Genomic DNA, 19,491 nt, shown 5'->3' with positions numbered 1-19,491 from the left:
TTCGTTCGGAACTAGCTCCGATCGAGTCGGGCCGTTGACCGATTCGACGCTGCGTTGCACTTTTCGACCCGGATCGCGAGCGCGAGCAACAGCGCCAGGAAGACGAACGTTACTTCGCCCGCGGCGATCACGCCCAGCGCGTCGGCCCCGAGGAACATGGGCGTGTCCCGTGAGACCGGAATAATGGTGTGGTGGGGCTCGCCGGCGATCGGCACGAAGTAGTCGACGATCAGGTTGCTCCAGTACCAGGCGGCGGCGACGACGACGGCCCACACCGGGAAGTCGGAGATCCGGTAGAGGACCAGCGCCTGAACGACCATCGCGAGGTGACTCCAGAAGAGGAAGTGGTACATCAGCGGATGGAGGTACGCGTAGGAATCGGCGAAGACGAGCAGCGTGAACGGCGTCCAGAGGCCGAGCACGATATTCCCGAAGAAGGCCAAGGCGGTGAGCCACGGCTGCTCGCGGCCCAGTTTCCAGCAGCCGATCGCCAGCGCGATAAACAGCGTCGCGAGCGGGCTGTCGGGGACCCAGGGCCACATCGCGGCGGGGGTCTCGGCGAACTGCGCTGAGTAGTACCAGAAGCCAAAGGCCGTCCCCGCGAGGTTGATCGCCACGACGAGCCAGGCGAACCGCAGCCCGAGATCTTCGAGCGTCTTCGGGACGGGTGCGAGGGAGGTCGGCAGCGACTCGCGGTCGCGGTCGGCCGGCGCGGACTCCGCCAGCTGGGTCGACGCGGTCATCGTCCGGCGCGACGGACGGCACCCGCAAAACAGTAGCGGTCCCGGTAGCTCCAGCGGATCGAAATGCGGGTCGCTGCACCCCACCAGTACCACTACGGCCGTCCCGGCCGTAGGGCCGCCCATGACCACGGTCGACGAACGGACGCGGCGACGGCTCTCGACCGGCCACGTCGTCGAACTCCCGCTGGACCTCTCGTTCGCGATGGGTGGCGTCACCCTCCCCGCGCGCCGCGATCGACTCGCGGCGATCCTCCCGGACGGCCTCTCGCCGCTCGCGATCGCGCCTGGCGTCGGCTGCGTCGCGCTCGTCGGGATTCGGTATCACCGAGTGGGCCGCGAGGTAGAGCAAGCGGGAGACGGGGCAGACGGGGCTGCGGAGACGGGACTCGACCCCTACGACGAGTTCGCTGTCATCGTGCCGGCCGTCCGCGGGAGTCGGACGGACCTGCCCGGCGCGCAACTCGCGGGCGGCGAGGTCGGCGGCTACGTCCACTGGCTGCCGGTGACGACCGAGCCGTCCGTCGCGCTCGGTCGGGAGCTCTGGGGCTTTCCGAAGGAGGTGGCGGACGTGACGGTGACCGACGGCCCGGGTGGCGTCCGCGTCGCCGTCGCCGGCGACGGCGCTCGCGAGCCGGTCCGTCTCGAGATCGCTCACCCGCGGTTCGGGCCGAAGCCGCGAGACTGGACGCTGTGGAGTTACACGACGAAGGACGGCGACCTCCTGCGGGCGAAGGCCCGTATCGCGGGCGACGTCGCGATCGGCGTCGGCTCGGCGACCGGAACCCGGCTCGACGTGCCGTCGGGCCTGGCGGACGAGCTCGGCCTGTGGCGACGGCCGCTCGGGCGGCTGTACGGTTCGAGCGTGCGGGCGCGGCTGTTCGCCGGCGAACCGATTGGCGATGACGAGTGACGGCGGAGGGTGATGGCGGAGGATGACGCGGACGACGGTCGAAATCGGACGGGTAGACCGAACGTCTTCGCCCGCCGAACGGTTCCGTTCCCCAAAGGACACGCGTAAGTGCGGTGACTCCAAACCGCGTAGTATGACCGAGGAAACCGATCTCGAGGAACTGCGACGCGGGACCGATCTCGTTAAGCGCGGGTTCGCACGGATGCAGAAGGGCGGTGTCATCATGGACGTCGTCGACCCCGAGCAGGCCCGCATCGCCGAGGAGGCCGGCGCGGTCGCCGTCATGGCCCTGGAAGCCGTTCCCGCCGACATCCGCAAGCGCGGCGGCGTCGCTCGGATGGCCGACCCCGCCGACGTCGAAGAGATCGTCGACGCCGTCTCGATCCCCGTCATGGGGAAGGCCCGGATCGGCCATACGAAGGAGGCCCAGATCCTCGAAGCCGTCGGCGTCGACATGATCGACGAGTCCGAGGTCCTCACGCCCGCCGACGACGCCTACCACATTGACAAGCGCGACTTCACGGCGCCGTTCGTCTGCGGCGCGCGCAACCTCGGCGAGGCGCTGCGCCGGATCGACGAGGGCGCGGCGATGATCCGAACCAAGGGCGAAGCGGGAACAGGCGACGTCAACCAGGCGGTCCACCACCAGCGCACGATCAAGGGTGCGATCCGGAAGCTCGAGGGCATGAGCCACGAGGAGCGTGAGGCCTTCGCCCGCGAGATCGAGGCCCCTGCGGAACTCGTCCACGAGACCGCCGAACTGGGCCGGCTTCCGGTCGTCAACTTCGCGGCAGGCGGCATCGCGACACCGGCCGACGCTGCACTCATGATGCACCACGAGTGTGACGGCATCTTCGTCGGCAGCGGCATCTTCGGCGCGGAGAACCCGCCCGCGATGGCCGAGGCGATCGTCGAGGCGACGAACAACTGGGACGAACCCGAGGACCTCGCCGAAATCTCGAAGAACCTCGGGAAGGGCATGAAAGGCGACGCGAACGTCGACCTGCCCGAGGAAGAGCAGATGCAGGGGCGGGGCGTCTAACGCGCACGGTCGCTCCCACTCGCACACTCACTACACGCGCATCGCTCTCACCGCCGACGGAACGGCGGACCCGAACTCGGACTCGATTTTCGTTTCCACCACGCCTCCGCGACGGCAAGCGGCTCCGTTTTCTCCGCTGACGGCCTATGACCCGCATGACTTCCACCTCATCTTCGTCTGCAATCGACTTCTCGCGCCTGGCCGACCGGATCACGACGGGCACCGAGCGACTGCTCCGGGACGTCGCCGTCGACGCGGACGACGAACGGGTGGCGGCGACGGCGGCCGAACTCTGGGACGTCGTCGCGGAGGTCGACGATCTCCTTGGGACGGTCGACCTCGAGAACCTGCCGGCCGTCGTCGATTCGTCGGCGCTTCCGGACCTCGTCAATCCGGACGGCCTCCCGGACGCGATCGCCGAACGCGACCCAGACCGGGTTCTCGATTTCAAGTCGATTCGGAACGCGATCGTCCTCCGAGAGCTCTGGAACACCGTCGATCTCATCGATTTCCAGAGGGAGGCACGACAGCTCAAAGCGGAACTCGAGGACGTCGTCGGCGCCGATGCTCTCAACTCGTCCGGCGACTCCGAGGCGGCGACCGAGATCAAGCAGGTCGTCGACGAAGTGAAAGGAGAGGCGACGAACGTGGCGTTCCAGCAGCAGGCGAAAGAGGGCGCAGAAGCGGCTCGCAGAGGGGTCATCGAGGGCCACGCGAAATTCGAGTCGCTGTACGCGTCGTCCGGGCGAGCCACCGGCTACGCCGGTCGGCGGCCGGTCTCGAAGAACCCGACCGCGGTCTCGTCGGTGCCGACCGGGCCGCTCCCGGCCGGCGTCTCCGCGAGGGTGTCGACCGTGCCCACGAACGTCCGCCAGGTGGCGGTCGACGCGCCGCCGCGGATATACGCCAGGCGCTGGCGGACCGTCGCCGCCGATCGATAACGGTCGGCTCTCGAACGGTGCGGTCGGGTCCGATCGGAATCGGTCGACACGATGTCGGCGCCGACCGCAACAGCTGCTCATTCTTCGATCGCGAGGTCGTACGCGGTCGCATCGAGGTCGCGGAGGTGGCGGTCGGATCCGGGAACAAAGTCGACGGCGGCGATCCGGTCGTCGTACTCGATCACGCCGGGGTTGTTGTTCGGAACGACGATCCGCTCGCCGACGACGCTCCCGTCGACCGTCGGGTCCCCCTGAAGGGTCACCGTCGAGTCCGGAGCGTAGAGCAGCCCCGCGAGCGCCGGGGTACCGGTTCCGGTCGCGACGGTCGAGTTCGCCGAGAGGAGTAGCCGTGTCCGGCCGGGATCGGATTCGTTTCCGATCACCGCATTCCCGCCCGCCTTAAGATCGCCGTCGACGTAGAGTGTCAGGGTGTTCGAGCCCTCGACGCGCAGCTCGTCCTTGTAGGTCGGATCGCCGATCGAATCGCGGACGACGACCTCGATATCGCCCGCGCTGGTGTCGACGGTGTGCCCCCCGTCGATCGAATCGACGCAATAGCGCCCCGGTTCGTCGACCTTCTCGGGCAGGTCGCCGAAGTCGTCGTCCGTGCACCGGTCGACCATTCCGGAGATGGCCGCGTCGACCGACGGCGCGTCGTATCCCGCGTCGAACACGGTCCCGTTGACTCGATCCTCGTCCACGGCGCCGGTTCGCACGTCGCCCTCGATCAGCGTCCGGTTCGCCTCGCTGCCGAACTCGATCTCGTGGGCGATGATGGCGCTCTCGACGACGCCAATCCGCGGCGGCACGCCGAACTCGAACTGCACGCGCCCCGGGTGGCCGTCCGTACACCGCTCAGTGACGCGCCCCGGAACCGACGCCTCGACCTCCCGCTCCCAGCCGTCACAGTACTCGCTCTCGATTTCGAGCCGAACGGTGCCGGTCGCGGGCGCCCCGGATCGTCCGTCCCGCTGGAGATCGATGTGCGTCGGCGGGCCGGCCTGGCGAACCGCGCCGTCGAGGGAGGCGCCAGTTCCGTGATGCTGTCCCTCGGTTACTCGGACGACGGGGACCGTCAGCGTCCCGTCCCGATACTCGATGGGCGGCGGAGAGACGGCCGCGGTCCCGGCTCCGTCGGTCCGCCAGAGTCCGCCGCCCTGGTACGCCAGTTCCGTATCGCCGTCAGCGGTGTATCGGACCGTGCCGAGCGATTCGTCGTACAACTCTTCGGTCCCCGAATCGGTCTCGTGGACGATCCGCAGTCGACCGGCGTCCGCGCTCGTCTCGACGGTTCCCCGCTCGAAGGCCCCGGTCGAGACGGGGACCCGCTCACCGCCGTCCGCGGTCGCGGTGTGGGTCGCGTGCGTGAACTCGAGCAGCGACCGTTCGGCCTGATCGACCTCGGCGCTCGCTTCGTACGCGTCGAGTCCGGCGGCGCCGACGAGCAGGAGCGCGACGCTCCCGGTGACGACCATCCCGACGAGGAGGACGACTCCGAGAACGTTCGCCTGGCCCCGCCGTCGATTCCTCCCCGTCGTCGATCCGTCGGCTCGGTCGTGGCCGACGGTTGTCGACGCGTCCCGCTTCGCTTCCTCGGCTCGCGATTCGTTCGACTCCCCCCGCATACGGGAACCGATTCCTGACTGTCACGGATAGTTACCAATCGGCTTCACGCCCGGAAGACACGGCATACCGTTCGGTAGACGGTCGTTACCGTCCGCGGTCAGTCGGCCGGTTCTCACGCGGAACCAATCGGCGACCGACTCACGACCGGATCGCGACGACGACCGAGAGAAAGAGCAGATACGTCACCAGCGCGCCGATTCCCGCCGAGAGGACGAGTACGGGCGCGACGACCGCGCCGCCGCCGGCGATCGCGACGGCGCCGGCGAGCGCCGTCAGTTGGACGACGGGACGCTCCCAGACGCGACGAACGGCCCGGCTGTGACGACTCGCAGCGAGTTCGAATGCGATCGTTCCCGTACCGCCGAGGACGAGGAGGGGTGTCGAGAGGGGCGCATCGGTCACGAAGAACGCGAAAACGAACGCGAGCAGCGCCACGCCCGCAAGGATACCGTCCACTCGGGCACCCATCGGGACCTACTCGCGATAGAGCCGCGCGCCCTCGCCGACGGTCGTCTGGTAAGCGCGGCTCTCGATTCCGACCGCGTCGAAGGCGTCGACCATCGCACCCGCGATCGGCCGCTGGTCGCGTCGGTGACAGACCGCGAGCACCCCTGGGCCGGCACCGCTGACCGTCACGCCGGTCGCGCCCGCGTCGAGGGCCGCCTGGCGGACCCGGTCGTAGCCCTCGATGAGTTCGGTCCGTTCGGGCGTGACGATGCCGTCGTCCATTCCCTGGCCGACGAGGTCGGGATCGTCGCGAGTCATTCCGACGGTGAGCGTGGCGGCGTTGCCGACGGTGGTGACGATCTCGTCCATGGGCGCCGAGTCGGGGACGACGCCGCGCGCGTCCCGCGTGGAGACGGAGAGGTCGGGGAGGCAGGCGACGACGGGCACGGAGGCGTCGACCTGCGTGACGCCGTCGTCGGTGACGACGGTAAAGCCCCCGAGCAGCGCGGGGGCGACGTTGTCCGCGTGGGCCTCGCCGGAGACGAGCGCTTCGCCCTCGGCGGCGACGGGGACGAGCTCTTTTCGCGAGCGGCCGCGATCGTAGAGGGCGTTCAAGGCGACCGCCGCAGCGGCCGCGCTCGCGGCCGACGAGCCCAGTCCGGAGGAGGGCCGGACGCCCTTGTCGATCCGAATGCGGGCCGGGGCGTCGAGCGCCTCCGCGACCGCACCGACGGTGTTCTTCTCGGGGTCCTCCGGAATGTACTCGCTGCCGGCGCCGGTGACCATGATCGTCGTCTCCGGCGCCCGTTCGACACGGACCACGTCGGCGGGCGTCCCGAGAGCGACGCCGAAGACGTCGAAGCCACTCCCGAGGTTCGCGCTCGTCGCAGGTGCCCGCACGGTGAGCATGCCCATGCTTTCCGAGAGTGCAGGCAAAAAGGTAGCGAACGACGCCGACCGCGGTCGGTGACGATACCGACAGCGCGTCTCCAATCCGGCGACGGCGATCGATCACGAGAGGAGCAGGAGAAAAACAGGGGAACGGAAGCAGAGCAACTCGATCGAACGCCGGCGGTCGCGACCGGCTAGCCGATCACTCGTCGTCGGCGGTCTGGCCGAACGTGAACACGTCGTCGCTCTCGTCGCCGTCGCTCTCGTCGCCGTCGCTCTCGTCGGCTCCGTCCGCAGGCTCAGGCTCGGCTTCGGTCTCGTCTGACGATTCGTCCCCGTCTGCAGTATCGCCGGCGTCGGCCGTCGCCTGGTCGGCGTCGCCGTCACTGCCTTCGGTCCGATCGAGCGGCTGCGCGGTCGCGTCGTCCAACGCCTCGGCCAGCGGATCCGCGGACTCGGCCGCATCGGGACTGCCCGTCTCGCCCTCGTCGGTCGCCTGGCCGTCGATGCCGAGAATCTCTCCTGCATCGAGTTCGTCGGCGTCGTCGTGCCGATCGGCAGCGGCCGGTGTATCAGTCTCGCCCGGTTCGGACTCGTCGGATTCGACGGGCGCTGCCGGCTCCGCCGATTCGACTTCGGCCGTCGCTTCGGCGGCAGCGGTAGAGTCGGCGTCGACCGCGTCGACGACCGATTCGTTCGTCTCGCCTTCGTCGCCGGCTTCCGCGCCGCCGTCGTCGGCTTCGTCGAACGTGATGCTCCGGTCGGCCGCCTGGTCGTCGGATTCGGCGTCGTCGACCTCGTACGCCGACTCGGTCGCGACGAGGTCCGCGTCGACGTCGAAGGTCGATTCGAGGTCGAGGTCCGCGCGCTCGAGACCAGTGTCGAACCGGTCGAGCGCCTCGGACAGCTGTGCGGCCTGCTCGGAGAGGTTCGAGGCGGACTTCGTGACCTCGGTCAGCGCGGTCGTCTGCTCTTCGGCCGCGGCGGCGACGTTCTCGGCCTCGGAGGTCGTCTCCTCGGAGATCGTCGCCGCGTCGTCGACCATCGCGACGACCTCCTGGGTGGAGGCCGCCTGCTCTTCGGTCGCCGCGGAGATCTCCTGGACGCCGACGTTGGTCTCCTGGGCGAGGGTGGCGATCTCTTCGAGGGCTTCGACGGCGTTCTGGACTTGGTCGCTGGCGGTTTCGATGTCGCTGCTCGTGTCCGCGACCTCGGCGGCGGACGCTTCGGTCCGGTTTCGGATCGCCTCGAGCCGGTCTTCGGCCTCGTCGGCGGCCTCGGCGACGTCCTCGGAGAGGGCCTTGACCTCCTTCGCGACGACGGAGAACCCTTCGTCGTCGCTGTTCCCGTCCGCGGAGCGGGAGGCCTCGATGTTGGCGTTCAGCGCCAGCATGTTGGTCTGGCGGGCGATCTCCGAGATCGTGTTGATCAGTTCGTCGATCTGCTGGACCTCCTCCTCGAGTCGGCGTATTTCGTCGACCGCGTCGCCGGCCTCGTCTTCGATCTCGTCCATGGCGGTGATCGCCGCCTGGGCGGCTTCCTGGCCCTGCTGGCCGGTGTCGACGGTCCGTTCGGCAATGTCGGCGACCTCGTTCGAGGAAGCGGCGATCTCCTCGGTCGTCGTCGACAGCGCGCTCATCTCCTGATTGACCGACTGGAGCGACTCGTTCTGGCGATCGGCGCCGTCGGAAATTTCCTGGATGGATTCCGTGACCTGCTGGGAGGCCGATCGGACTTCCTCGCTGGAGGCGGTGACCTGCTCGGAGGCGGTCGCGACGTCGGTCGCGAACCGGTTGAGTTCGGCGACGGTCCGCTCGATCTCCTCGAGCATCTCGTTGAAGTCCTCGGCGATGTCGGCCATCGCCTCGTTCTCGGTGTCGGCCTCCATGCGGGCGGTCAGGTTGCCCTCGGCGGCGGCCTCCATCACGTCGCTGTAGTCGTCGGCCGTCGTCTCGAGCTGGTCGTTGATCGCCTGAATACGCTCGCGTTCGCGCTCGGCCTCTTCGCGTGCGGCTTCGGTCTCCTTGATATGTTCGCGGAGAGCGTCGCGCATCGAGTCGAAGCCGTCGTAGAGCCGGCCGATGTTGTCGATCCGCTCGGTCTCGAGGTCGACGTTGAGGTTACCCTCCTCTATCTGCTCGACCTTCTCTGTCAGTCGGTCGATCGACCGGGCGGTGTTGCGACCCAGTACGGCGCCGATCAGTCCGATGATGACGACGCTGAAGCCCGTGGCCGCGAGCCCCCAGTCGCTGACGGCGGAGACAAACCCGTAGGCCTGCTCGGTCGGTTCGTGGTAGACGACGACCCAGTCGGTCCCCTCGACGGGGGCGGCGCTGACTACGTACTCTTCGGTGTCGAACCCGTATACGTCGGCGGCGAGCGCACCGGACGGCGACTCCTCCGTGATCCCCGTATGAGCGCCCGACTCGCGCGCGGTCGCCGGAAGCGACGCGTTCCCGTACTCGAGGCCGAACGTGCCGTACGCGTCGCCGAGGTGCTCGCTGTCGGCCATCACGTCGTCGTCCCCGTCGAGGGCCATCATGGTCACGTGGTCGTTGACGTGGACCCGCTGCATGTACGAGACCAGATCGACGGTGTAGACGATCGCCCGATCGTCGTGGGCCGGCGGCGCGACGACGTAGGTCACGACGGGCGTCTCCTCGCCGTTGTGATCCTCGGCGATGTACGGCTTGGAGACCCACGTCGGGCTAGAATCGAGCGACTCGTAGGCGTCGTCGGGAACGCCGACGAAGACATCGGTCGACTCGTCGCGGAACCTGGCGGCGGTGCTGGCGAGAACCGCGTCATCGCTCGTGTCGACGTACGAGATTTCGAACACCTCCGTGCGGTGTTCCAACCGCCAGTCGCCGAGGCTATCCTCGATCGCGTCCGTGTCGTCGCTCTCGACGACGTCGGAGGTCGCGATCAGGTTCGCCGTCCGCTGGTTTTGTTCGTGCCACATCTGCAGGCTCTGTGCTTCCTGTTGGACGGCCGTGTTGTGGTCGTCCTGAACCAGTTGCTCGACTTCGTCGGTGACCGTTGCGGTCGCCACGAGGCCGATCGTGCCAACGGTCAGTCCGAGGATCAGCAACGCGATCCCGAACTTGACCGCGTACCTGCCTCTGATGACCGCCGGCACCAGTCGTCGAATGCCCATGGATATCACTCGCGTGGCCGTGGCCCTACATAAAGTGTGAGTTGCGGTTATCGGGACTGATAATTGGGGCCGCCTCGGCAGTAGCAGTTGCTTCGATTCGAGATCGCTCAGGTACGCGGATCTCCTTCGTAGCGGCTCCGAATCGATCAGAAACAATCAGAAGCGATCCGATCCGCCAACCGGATCGCCAGGCGGCCGGCGCGGGGACCGCTGGGCCGCCGAATCGAGACTGCCCGCCAGGCGGCCGGCGCGGGGACCGCTGGGCCGCCGAATCGAGACTGCCCGCCAGGCGGCCGGCGCGGGGACCGCTGGGCCGCCGAATCGAGACTGCCCGCCAGGCGGCCGGCGCCGTGCGACGGGCGGCCCGCAAGCGACCGCTCTTCCGTCAATCGTCCGCGTTCGTCTCGGCGGTCGCTTCCGCGTCCGCAAAGCGGCCGCTGCCGGTGAGCAACACGCCCGCGAGCAGCCCGCCGACGACCGCGAACCCGGCGATCAGGGCGAAAAACGCCGTCTGAGAGAGGTCGCCCAGCACGTAGCCGCCGACGGCGATGCTCGCCGAGCCGAGGCCGAACTCGCCGAGGTAGGTGTAGCCGTAGGAGAGCCCGCGGGCGTCCGGCGGCGTGTAGATCGCGACTGCGTTCTGGTAGAACGGCTGGATGGCGAAGAGGAAGAAGCCAAGGAGGCCACAGAGCGCGACGAGCGGTCCGAGGCCGACGCCCGCCGCCGTCGCCGGGACGAATGCGAGCGCGAGGACCGCGAGGACGGCGAAGATGGCGATGAGACCGCGGGCCGGCGGGACGCGGTCCGTCAGCTTCCCGCCGGCATACTGGCCCGCCATCCCGACGACCAGCAAGCCGACGTAGATGTAATCGGCGGGCTCGATCCCCTCGAGGCTCGCGGGCAGCGCCAGGCTGTCCATCGCCGGCAACCCGTGGAGGATCTCGGGGAGGTAGGTCAGCGTCCCCCGGTAGTAGAGCCCCTCGAACGTGACGAGGACGAAGACGACGGCGAAGGCGCTCGCGAACAGCGTCCGCGAGTCGCCGACCAGTTCGGACGGCGACAGTGCCTCGTCGGGGCCGGCGTCCGCGCCGTCCTCGACCGCGGCGGTCGGATCGAACTCCGCGCTCAGGCCGTAGAGCACGGCGATGACCCCGGGAACGGCCAGCAGCGCCGCGACGAGCGACCAGTCGAGGAAGATCAGCAGCGTCGCGGCGACGAACGGGCCCAGCGCGATGCCGGCGTTGCCCGCGATCCCGTGCCAGGCGAAGACGGTGCCCCGCTCCTCGACGCCGGTACTGATGAGCGCCAGACCGGCGGGGTGGTAGACGCTGGCGGCGATCCCCCAGCAGATCAGCCCGACGGCGATGGCGTAAATCGAGTTCGCGACGGCGAGGACGAGGAAGGCGAGGCTCATTCCGCCGAGACACGCCAGGACGATCGGCCTGGTGCCGTAGCGATCGGCGAGGATGCCGCCGGGGAGCGCGCCCAGGCCGAAAGGCGCGTAGCCGAGCGCGACGACGATGCCGAACAGGGCGACGCCGACGTCGAACTCGCTTAGCCAGACGACGAGGAAGATCGGAATCGAGGTTTCGAACCAGTGGACGAGCGCGTGGCCCGCCATGGTGAACCCGGCGATCGAACGGTCGTTCGCGTTCAGGCCCATAACGGTCGGTGTTCGAATCCGTGCCCCCCGCGTACTTATCCGCTTGGGAAGCGGTACCGCTGGTCTCGTCGGCGGACTCAGAACATGAGGTCGGGCTCGAGGTCCGCCGGGAGGATCACGTCGATCTCGCCGGCGGCCTCGTACTCGCGGATCGCCTCGACCGTCGCCTCGAAGTCGGCGAGCAGGTCGCCCTCGAGGCGATGGAAGAACAGCGAGGTGATCCCGCGCATCGAGGCGGTGCGCTCGATTGCCGTCCGGGCCCGCTCGGCGCTCGGTTCGCCGATCCGAGACGTCTGGCGCCGATTCACGGCGTATCCCTGAACCGGACGACCGCCGGCGAAGCCGATGTCGTGGTACTCCGCGACCAGTTCGAGCGTCCGCTCGTCGTAGTCGCCGTGGGGGTAGGCGAAGTAGCGAGCCCCCTCATCGAAGCCTTCTGCCTCGAGCCAGGCCTTACCCGCACTGATCTCCTCTTCCTGCGCCGCCCTGTCGAGTTCTGAGAGGTGGGGATGAGAGTAGCAGTGGTTGGCGACGACCCAGCCGGCGTCGTGGAGTTCGTGGGCCTGGTCGATCGTAATCCGAGGGAACCCCCCGGGATCCTCGACGCCGTCCCGCTGGGCCTCGAGCCGCCCGGGATTGATGAACGTCACCGCCGGATAGCCGTACTCTTCGAGGATCGGAAGCGCCTCCGTATAATCGGTGACGTGGGCGTCGTCGAACTGGATCATCACCTTCCCGGTGTCGGGCCGCGGCACGAGGTGGAAATCGTCGAGCCAGAGCGTCAACGGTTCGTCGCCCGCCCAGGCTAACACCCGTACTTTGCGGACGGCCGCGGGATCGAACCCCGCGTCGACGTCGTCGACCCCGAAGTTGTACCGGACGAGCGGGAGCCCGCCCTTGATTCCGCGGCGATAGTTGATCTCGTTCCCGTGGTCGTCGACCAGGCGAAGCCAGGGCGTGTTGAGCCGATCCGTCGCGACGGCCAGGCCGGGGACGACGTCGGTCAGGTCCTGGGGCTCCGAGAACGCGGTCACGATCCCGCCGGTTCGCTGGTCCGCCGGAATCTCGAGGCGCGCGCTCTGCGTGCCGACGGCCGAGCGATTCGGGTCCGCCGACAGCGTCGCGCCGAACGGTTCCCACGTGTCGAGGGTTTCGAAGTCGTCGACCATTCCCGCGCGCGTCGACGCGTCCGTCGTCGGCTCGTTCGGGTCGGGTTTCGACGGCGAGTTCGACTCCGCGTCCGATTTCGGGTCGGAATCCGACGACGAACCGATCGGTGCTGCGCCGGTACAGCCGGCCAGGCAGAGCGAGGACGCCAGGGCGAGGTAGCTTCGTCGCTGCATTCGCGGCGAGAAACGTCGAAGACAACCATTGTTACGAGCCCGTTACTGTCGATTGCGGTGATCGGTCGATTCGATAGCAGGACACCGTCCCGAGCGAGCGACGGAGACGTCCGTCTCGAAACGTAGCGAGGCGGTGGAACTCGGGACGAGATCGGCGGGGCCGCAGGTCAGTCACGCAGACACGCGGTCTCGTGAGCCGATTCGATTCCGCGGCCGGTCTCGCGCTCGACGAAGTCGTTGCCTGGCCCCGTGCTCAGTGGCCATCGTCGTCGACGCCGACTGCCTCCGAGGCATCGACGTCGTCGGGTTCGTCCTGGCCGCCGACGACGAGTTCGCCCTCGTCGGTCTCGACGTAGACGTCGTCGGCGAAGCCGCCCTCGGCGTGAGGATGATCGGGATCGTCGAGTTTCTCGGGCGTCGAGGGGGCCTCGGGGAGTCCCTCCGGGGGCGCGAACTGGCCGAGCGGGTCGTCGATCGTGACGTCCCAGCGATCGAAGAACTCCCGATAGCGATCGTAGTGGGCCTCGAGTTCGTCGGTCGGGATCTCCATCATCTCGGTCCAGCCGTGGTTGTAGAAGTCGAAGTTCGCCTGGATGTGGGTGATTTCGCGGGCCTCGGCCTCGGAGTAGCCCTCCTTGAGCGCGCGCAGGTAGGCGTCGGTCGTGGCGTCGAAGAGGGCGTCGAGGTGGGCTTTCCGCTCGTCGGCCCGGTCGGGATCGGCCTTGCCGGTGAAGATCTTGGTGTGGAGTTTGACGAGCCCCGACTTGGCGACCGAGCGGACGCCGGGGGTTTCGAGTGCCTTCTGATAGGCGAAGTGCTTCGCGTTCTGCCGGAGCTTCATGTCTCCGTGTTGGGAGCAGACCGTAAAGAACGGTTCGGACGCCTACGTCGGGTCGTTCGCGGTGAACGATAGGTCACGCTGTCCGGACCGCTCGTCGGAGATGGCAGCAAACCTTGCTCTCTCGAGAACCGTACCGAAACCGACGCTCTCGGAGACGGTTCCCTGAACATATCCGGAGTGGAGTTGACGATTGTCGTGTCTTACCAGCGACCGTGGCAAAATAGACGAGATAGCAACCCACTTTAACCCGCATTACGAACGTTCCGGATATGACTCAGTACGTCATCATCGGTGACGGGATCTCGGGCAGTTCGGCCGCCGAGACCCTCCGGGAGGAAGACCCGGAGGCGAAGATTACCGTCATTACCGATGAGGGGGAGCCGCTGTATAACCGGATTCTCATTAAGGAACACGCCAAGGGCAAGCTCCCCGAAGCCCCGATCTCCATTCACGACGAAGATTGGTACGACGAACGTGATATCGACCTCTCGCTCAACACCCACATCACGCGCGTCGACGTCGACGAGAAGCTCATCCACACTCACGGGGGCGAAGACATCCCCTACGACAAACTGCTCGTCGCCACCGGCGGGACGCCGACCCAGCTCCCCGTCGAGAACAGCGACGCGGACGGTATCCACCACTTCTGGACGTTCCAGGACGCTCGCGGGATCCGCGAGCACGCCGAAAACGCCGACGAGGGCGTCATCGTCGGCGCCGGGCTGCTCGGCATCGACTTCGCGGCCGTCTGCGGCGCGCAGGGCATCGAGGCCGACTACCTGATGCGCGGCGACCGCTGGTGGCGCTACGCGCTCTCGGCTGACGGCGCCGAGATCATGCACGAGGGCATGCGCGAGGTCGGCGTCGAACCGGTCTTCGACAGCGGTGTCGACCGCTTCGAGGTCGACGACGACGGCCGCGTCACCGCCGCCGTCGACCCCAACGGCGAGCGCTTCGAGTGTGACTTCGCCGGCGTAGCTATCGGGCTGACCTTCAACACCGAATACCTCCGCGGCGCCGGCATCGAACAGGACAACGGCATCATCGTCGACGAGTACATGCAGACCAACGTCGACGACATCTACGCCGCGGGCGACATCACCCGCTTCTACGACGTCTTGCTCGGCGAACAGGCCCAGAACGGGTCGTGGGGCTCGGCCAAGGAACAGGGCCGCGTCGCCGCGGTCAACATGGCCGCCGACGACGAAGCCGAGGAGTTCGAGTGGGTCTCCTCGTACTCCATTACGCACTTCGACTTCCCGTTCCTCTCGTTCGGTCACCCGACGCTGGGCGACGACCACGCCGAGCGGAAGTACAGCGACACCGAGTGGCGCCGCATCGCCTTCAAGGACGGCAAGATCGTCGGCGGGGTCCTCATCGGCGACCTCTCGCCCCAGAGCAAGTTCAAACAGCTCATGCGCGAACAGCGCGAAGTCGCCGACCAGAAGGAGGTCCTCCTCGAGCAGCAGGTCGACCTCGACAACCTCGCACCGACACAGGAACAGTCCCAGTAACGGACGGCAGACCGTCGGACCGCGGATGCGGCAGACGGCGTTCCCAGCCCGGTTGGCGTTCACGCGTCATTCTTGCAGCGACCGATCGTAGCTCCCTCTTCGCGAATCCGACTCACGTAGCGACTCGCGCTCTCCGAAATCGGCCCGGAGTAGCGTCGCTCGACTCGGTATCTTCGCTCGGTGCCCGACCAGCCAGGCGGGTCCCTCTCGTACACTCGTCCCATCGGACGTAGCAATGATGCCCGGACAATTCTCCTTACTGAGACGACCAGTACGATACGACGACTGTAATAGGTTCGAATAGGTAAAGCGGTACCTGAACGAGGCGTCGCGTAAAACCCGATACTGAAACGATTACTTGAACAGCCGACGATTACGGCAATAAACGTTATACTACCCCGTTCGAAACGTGAAGTAGCAACGCCGAACGGGGTGGGGACGACCAGCGGAGAAGAGTGACAAAATTTGGGACGGGGGTATAGCATGCGGGAAATGCGAACGGAAGCGGCTGCAGTAGATGACAGAAAACGAACTATTCGAACGAGAGGTATCGAATCACGAGATCGAACGGTCGGCCGACGGCTCGAGCGAGTTCCTCGCGGTCTCGCGGCGCTCGCTGATGGCGGGGGCGGCCGGCGCGGCCGGGATCGCCGGGCTCTCGCTGCCCGGCCTGGCGGCGACGGGCGCCGACGTCGAGATCGAGGTCGACGGCCACACGCGACAGACCTATCGGTCGATCGTCGACGCGATCGTGCCGCGCACGCCGGATCGCGACGGCGTTCAGGAACCCGGTGCGGTCGACGTCGATCTCGAGGAGTATCTCGTCTGGAACGTCGAACACGGGACGGGGCTGTCCCACCAGCGCGACGGTGCGCCCGGGAAGAACCGCGGAAACGGGAAGAACGCCGGCCGAGTTGCACGAGAGTCAGTCCGCGTCGACTTGCCGGCCGACGAGAACGGCCTCGGACGCCTGGTCGCGGGGCTCGAACGGGAACTCGACTTCTCGGCCGAGTCGGATCTGGGACTGTCTCGCTCCGACGTTTTCGGGTCGCTAGCGGGACTCGAGTTGCACGTCGCCGGGAACGGAGACGCGGTCCTGACCGTCGAGACGGCTTCGCGCGACGGGACGATCGAGGAGACGACGGTCAAGCAGTCGGAGTTGCCGCTGGCGACGCTGCACGCGACGGTGCTGGACCTGTACGCGCTCGTCTTCGTGCTCGGCGAGGGGAACCGGAACGCCGTCCGCCCGCGCGAGGAATTCACCGGTGGCGGCTTTTTCACGTTCCTCGCGCCGATCGACCGGGTTCAGTGTCTGCTGTTCGCGGTCGACTCGTCTGACGCGCTGGCGACGATCGCCGACGAGATCCTGCCCGAGCCGATTCTGGCGAAGAAGCTCTCGGGATCGATCTTGAGCCTGACCGCGTACGGCTACTACTCCGAGTGGTCGGGGTACGAAAACGGAACCGCAGCGATGGCCGACCGCGAACTTGACCGCGCCGCGGGAACGGTCCAGGGCCATCGGCAGACGGGCTACCCCGGACCGGCCGACGGCTACGCCGGATTCCGCGGCTATCCGATCGAATCGTTCGACGAAAACGACTGGGAGGACAACCAATGACGACGAACTCCGACGTTATCGTAATCGGTGCAGGCGGCGACGGCCCCGCGCTCGCGTGGCAGCTCGGCGCGTACGGACTGGACGTACAGCTCATCGAAGCGGGTCCGTGGCACGGCAACGAGAAGTGGCCGCGGCCTCACGAGGATCCCGGCGCGACCGAGAGTTCCGACCCGGACGATCTCAGCGGCGACCTCCTCGACCGGCAGTTCAACGGCCTCGAGGAGGACATGAACAACTCGACGGCCGGGAAACTCCGCTTCGGTCCCGCCGACCGCACGCAGGGCTCGTGGGACCACGAGACCGGCGGCGAACTCACGGTCAACCAGGTTAGCGGCGTCGGCGGGACGACGCTCCACTACTACGCGAACCATCCGCGGACGACGGTGCCGTCAGTCAACGACAGCGACGCCTGGCCGATCGACTACGGCGACCTGGTGCCGTACTACCGGCTCATCGAGGCGAAGTTCGACTTCGGACCCGGCGCGACGGCCACGAAGGAAGCGGTGCTGTACGCGGGCGCCGAACGGCTCGGCCTCGAACTGAACGACGGGCTCAACGTCACCGGCGACGACCTGCCGAGCTACCGGCCGACGCCGAGTCTCATCTCGCAGCCCGACGAGGCGCTCGAAGACGAGGACTACGACGGCCCGTTCACCTATCCCGAGGTCGAGGGCGACACTCTGGCCAACGACAGCTACCGGGGGGCGTCGACGCCGAAGGGCGCACCCGTCCGCGAGAAGGCCCGGAAGTCCAGTAACGTGAGTTGGGTCCCGGAGGCCTTAGACACCGGAAACGTGACGATCCGACCCAACACCTTCGTGACCAACGTCCGGACCGAAAACGGCGCCGCGACGGGCGTCGACTTCCGGGACACCTGGTCCGGCCAGACCGGCAGCATGGACGCCCACGTCGTCGTCATGGCCGCCGGCTCGCTGCAGACGCCGCGGCTCTGGCTCAACTCGGGCCTACCGGACAACGGCTGGGTCGGCAAGGGGCTGACCCACCACTGGTTCGACGCCGTCCACGGCGTCTTCGACCCCGACGCGCTCGAGGACCTGATCGGCGAGCGGACGGTCGACCCCCACGTCGGACAGCCGTGGGGCGGCCGCGTCGAACTCGACGAGGGAATCATCGGCGTCGTCGGCAACACGCCGGCGCTGCACGGGACGCTGCTCGGCACGAGCGCGGCCGGCCTGGCCGCGGACAACGATACCGAGGGCGAACCCTGGGACACCCACGGTCAGCTCGTCGGCGCGGAGTTGAAAGACAAGATGGCTGACTACCGGCGGACGGTCACGCTCCTACTGAGCATCGACGATGAGCCGCTTCAGCGCAACGGCGTGCGCCTAGCCGACGACGAAGACGAGAACGGCAAGCTCGCGAAGGTCGAGTGGCAGCCTAGCGAGGCCGACTACGCGAAACGCGAGACGCTCGCCCGGACGGGCGCCGAACTCTTGCGCGCCGCCGGCGCCGACTCCGTCCACCGGACGAACATGCCGCCGTATCTCATCCACATCCACAGCACGATGTCGATGGGGAAGGTCATCGACGAGGGCGGCGAGGCCTACGACGTCGACCGGCTGTTCGTCGGCGACCACAGCGCGATTCCGAACGCTCTGGGCGGACAGAACCCGACCCATACCGGCCAGGCGCTGGCGCTTCGCACCGCGGACGCGATCTACGACCGCTACTTCACTCGGTAACTGCGCCGGTCCCGTCGCCTGTTATCGCGCCGTTCGCGTATCGGACGGACTCGACGGGGCGCTCGTCCGGCAGGCGGCCGCGGATCGGACTGCGGTGCGGCCAGTATTGCTGGTTTCTGGGACGTCGATCTGATTCGACGAACGTGAGAGCTGGCGGGTGAGAAACCGATCCGTCGGCTTTCGTCGATATTTACTGGACGATCGTCTCGTACAGGGGCCGGTAAACGATTCTCGGTACACGAATATTAAGTCGGTGTGGGTCGTGTGCCCTAGCATACCATGTCTAAGAGTGACACTGCTTCCCGACTGCTCCGCGTCCGCGAGGTCGACGACGACGTTCACGCGGCCGATACGGTCCGTCATATCGACGAACTGAGCGACGACACTCTGCAGCGGTTCTACGAAGCGATCGATTCCAGAGCGCCGATCGCCGGTCTCGACGACCCCGAACTCGAGGACGGGACGGTCGTCGTTTTCACGGATTACTACCGCGTCGAACGCGTCTGAGTCAGTGTGCCGTCTCTCTGTTCCCGGCGCGTCGGGAGTATCGAAGTCGTTTTCCCGCGTGCACGCCTTCGATGACGCATGAACGGCGACAGCGACATGACTCTGGCCTTCGAACTCGAGGCGCTGAAAGAACTCGCCTCGCCCGAGCGCGTGTTCGAGGACGCCAGAGGCTGGACCGAGTACATCGGCGTCGTCTCCGAGAAGCCGACCTACGTCGTGACGAACTTCACGCGGAAGAACCGCATCCGACAGGACTTCTTCTCCGGCCCGCGGGGCAAAGCGGAGAGTCTCGAAGGCGTGAAAGACCAGTTCGACACCGGACGCTACGTCTACATCGGCGCCGACGAGGAAGACGAGCAGCTGGCCGACGAGGTCGGCTGGGAGTACCTCGCCGTCGAAGACGCCGCTGACGCGGCCGACTGGATCCTCGCGACCACTGCCGACGACGAAGACGAGGACGAGCAGGCGGTTCGCGACGACTGGCCGTAAGCGACCCGCGGTTTCCGCCGAGTCGTCGCCCTTATGCCCGCGCCGTCCGAAGACCG

General features: G+C 67.3%; 16 protein-coding genes. 8 read left to right on the top strand and 8 right to left on the bottom strand.

What is annotated here, in order from left to right; genetic code table 11:
- Window positions 1-11: 11 nt before the first annotated feature.
- The gene (locus tag BMY29_RS12480) at window positions 12-743 is read right to left on the bottom strand and encodes a DUF1405 domain-containing protein (protein ID WP_049992125.1); all 732 of its coding nucleotides are present in this window, start codon (window positions 741-743) and stop codon (window positions 12-14) included.
- Window positions 744-864: 121 nt separating this feature from the next.
- On the opposite strand from BMY29_RS12480, the gene BMY29_RS12475 reads away from it, so the two are divergent.
- From BMY29_RS12475 to BMY29_RS12465, 3 genes are all read left to right on the top strand, one after another.
- Window positions 865-1,653 (top strand): acetoacetate decarboxylase family protein, encoded by a 789-nt coding sequence (locus BMY29_RS12475; RefSeq protein WP_049992126.1) that lies wholly within the window; start codon window positions 865-867, stop codon window positions 1,651-1,653.
- 133 nt (window positions 1,654-1,786) lie between these two features.
- Window positions 1,787-2,695, top strand: a complete 909-nt coding sequence (gene pdxS / locus BMY29_RS12470) for a pyridoxal 5'-phosphate synthase lyase subunit PdxS (RefSeq protein WP_049992127.1) — start codon at window positions 1,787-1,789, stop codon at window positions 2,693-2,695.
- A 155-nt stretch (window positions 2,696-2,850) separates the two neighbouring features.
- Entirely contained in the window at window positions 2,851-3,636 is a 786-nt protein-coding gene (locus BMY29_RS12465) for a hypothetical protein (protein ID WP_049992131.1), read from the top strand.
- 77 nt (window positions 3,637-3,713) lie between these two features.
- Here the strand turns inward: BMY29_RS12465 and BMY29_RS12460 are convergent, their stop codons facing one another.
- The 7 genes from BMY29_RS12460 to BMY29_RS12430 form a co-directional block, all read right to left on the bottom strand.
- The gene (locus tag BMY29_RS12460) at window positions 3,714-5,261 is read right to left on the bottom strand and encodes a DUF7289 family protein (protein WP_049992128.1); all 1,548 of its coding nucleotides are present in this window, start codon (window positions 5,259-5,261) and stop codon (window positions 3,714-3,716) included.
- Window positions 5,262-5,400: 139 nt separating this feature from the next.
- On the bottom strand, window positions 5,401-5,730 hold the full coding sequence (locus BMY29_RS12455) for a hypothetical protein (protein WP_049992129.1): 330 nt from the start codon (window positions 5,728-5,730) through the stop codon (window positions 5,401-5,403).
- 6 nt (window positions 5,731-5,736) lie between these two features.
- On the bottom strand, window positions 5,737-6,618 hold the full coding sequence (locus BMY29_RS12450; RefSeq protein WP_049992132.1) for a homoserine kinase: 882 nt from the start codon (window positions 6,616-6,618) through the stop codon (window positions 5,737-5,739).
- A 184-nt stretch (window positions 6,619-6,802) separates the two neighbouring features.
- The gene (locus tag BMY29_RS12445; RefSeq protein ID WP_049992130.1) at window positions 6,803-9,757 is read right to left on the bottom strand and encodes a methyl-accepting chemotaxis protein; all 2,955 of its coding nucleotides are present in this window, start codon (window positions 9,755-9,757) and stop codon (window positions 6,803-6,805) included.
- A gap of 385 nt (window positions 9,758-10,142) precedes the next feature.
- A complete protein-coding gene (locus tag BMY29_RS12440) occupies window positions 10,143-11,420 on the bottom strand; it encodes an MFS transporter (protein ID WP_049991123.1) in 1,278 nt (425 codons plus the stop codon).
- 77 nt (window positions 11,421-11,497) lie between these two features.
- Window positions 11,498-12,763: a polysaccharide deacetylase family protein gene (locus BMY29_RS12435; protein ID WP_049991124.1), complete on the bottom strand. Its 1,266-nt coding sequence runs from the start codon at window positions 12,761-12,763 to the stop codon at window positions 11,498-11,500.
- A 253-nt stretch (window positions 12,764-13,016) separates the two neighbouring features.
- Window positions 13,017-13,604 carry a DUF6149 family protein gene (locus tag BMY29_RS12430; RefSeq protein ID WP_049991125.1) on the bottom strand — a complete coding sequence of 196 codons (588 nt, stop codon included), beginning with the start codon at window positions 13,602-13,604 and terminating at the stop codon, window positions 13,017-13,019.
- A gap of 269 nt (window positions 13,605-13,873) precedes the next feature.
- Here BMY29_RS12430 and BMY29_RS12425 point away from each other — a divergent pair, with 269 nt between their 5' ends.
- The 5 genes from BMY29_RS12425 to BMY29_RS12405 all read left to right on the top strand — a co-directional run bounded on the left by BMY29_RS12425 (window position 13,874) and on the right by BMY29_RS12405 (window position 19,435).
- On the top strand, window positions 13,874-15,118 hold the full coding sequence (locus BMY29_RS12425; protein WP_049991126.1) for an NAD(P)/FAD-dependent oxidoreductase: 1,245 nt from the start codon (window positions 13,874-13,876) through the stop codon (window positions 15,116-15,118).
- 517 nt (window positions 15,119-15,635) lie between these two features.
- The gene (locus tag BMY29_RS12420; protein WP_049991127.1) at window positions 15,636-16,736 is read left to right on the top strand and encodes a hypothetical protein; all 1,101 of its coding nucleotides are present in this window, start codon (window positions 15,636-15,638) and stop codon (window positions 16,734-16,736) included.
- Window positions 16,733-18,439 carry a GMC family oxidoreductase N-terminal domain-containing protein gene (locus BMY29_RS12415; RefSeq protein WP_049991128.1) on the top strand — a complete coding sequence of 569 codons (1,707 nt, stop codon included), beginning with the start codon at window positions 16,733-16,735 and terminating at the stop codon, window positions 18,437-18,439. Before BMY29_RS12420 ends, BMY29_RS12415 begins: the two co-directional genes overlap by 4 nt.
- 279 nt (window positions 18,440-18,718) lie before the next feature.
- The gene (locus tag BMY29_RS12410) at window positions 18,719-18,946 is read left to right on the top strand and encodes a DUF7979 domain-containing protein (RefSeq protein WP_049991129.1); all 228 of its coding nucleotides are present in this window, start codon (window positions 18,719-18,721) and stop codon (window positions 18,944-18,946) included.
- A gap of 78 nt (window positions 18,947-19,024) precedes the next feature.
- A complete protein-coding gene (locus BMY29_RS12405; RefSeq protein WP_049991130.1) occupies window positions 19,025-19,435 on the top strand; it encodes a DUF7124 domain-containing protein in 411 nt (136 codons plus the stop codon).
- Window positions 19,436-19,491 lie beyond the last annotated feature (56 nt).

Source organism: Natrinema salifodinae (assembly GCF_900110455.1).
Taxonomy (GTDB): Archaea; Halobacteriota; Halobacteria; order Halobacteriales; family Natrialbaceae; genus Natrinema; species Natrinema salifodinae.
This window is presented reverse-complemented; position numbering and strand designations above follow the sequence as displayed.

Coding starts and splice junctions, on each gene's coding strand:
- BMY29_RS12480 (WP_049992125.1), bottom strand. CDS start 743: ATGACCGCGTCGACCCAGCTGGCGGAGTCCGCGCCGGCCGACCGCGAC.
- BMY29_RS12475 (WP_049992126.1), top strand. CDS start 865: ATGACCACGGTCGACGAACGGACGCGGCGACGGCTCTCGACCGGCCAC.
- pdxS (WP_049992127.1), top strand. CDS start 1,787: ATGACCGAGGAAACCGATCTCGAGGAACTGCGACGCGGGACCGATCTC.
- BMY29_RS12465 (WP_049992131.1), top strand. CDS start 2,851: ATGACTTCCACCTCATCTTCGTCTGCAATCGACTTCTCGCGCCTGGCC.
- BMY29_RS12460 (WP_049992128.1), bottom strand. CDS start 5,261: ATGCGGGGGGAGTCGAACGAATCGCGAGCCGAGGAAGCGAAGCGGGAC.
- BMY29_RS12455 (WP_049992129.1), bottom strand. CDS start 5,730: ATGGGTGCCCGAGTGGACGGTATCCTTGCGGGCGTGGCGCTGCTCGCG.
- BMY29_RS12450 (WP_049992132.1), bottom strand. CDS start 6,618: ATGCTCACCGTGCGGGCACCTGCGACGAGCGCGAACCTCGGGAGTGGC.
- BMY29_RS12445 (WP_049992130.1), bottom strand. CDS start 9,757: ATGGGCATTCGACGACTGGTGCCGGCGGTCATCAGAGGCAGGTACGCG.
- BMY29_RS12440 (WP_049991123.1), bottom strand. CDS start 11,420: ATGGGCCTGAACGCGAACGACCGTTCGATCGCCGGGTTCACCATGGCG.
- BMY29_RS12435 (WP_049991124.1), bottom strand. CDS start 12,763: ATGCAGCGACGAAGCTACCTCGCCCTGGCGTCCTCGCTCTGCCTGGCC.
- BMY29_RS12430 (WP_049991125.1), bottom strand. CDS start 13,604: ATGAAGCTCCGGCAGAACGCGAAGCACTTCGCCTATCAGAAGGCACTC.
- BMY29_RS12425 (WP_049991126.1), top strand. CDS start 13,874: ATGACTCAGTACGTCATCATCGGTGACGGGATCTCGGGCAGTTCGGCC.
- BMY29_RS12420 (WP_049991127.1), top strand. CDS start 15,636: ATGACAGAAAACGAACTATTCGAACGAGAGGTATCGAATCACGAGATC.
- BMY29_RS12415 (WP_049991128.1), top strand. CDS start 16,733: ATGACGACGAACTCCGACGTTATCGTAATCGGTGCAGGCGGCGACGGC.
- BMY29_RS12410 (WP_049991129.1), top strand. CDS start 18,719: ATGTCTAAGAGTGACACTGCTTCCCGACTGCTCCGCGTCCGCGAGGTC.
- BMY29_RS12405 (WP_049991130.1), top strand. CDS start 19,025: ATGAACGGCGACAGCGACATGACTCTGGCCTTCGAACTCGAGGCGCTG.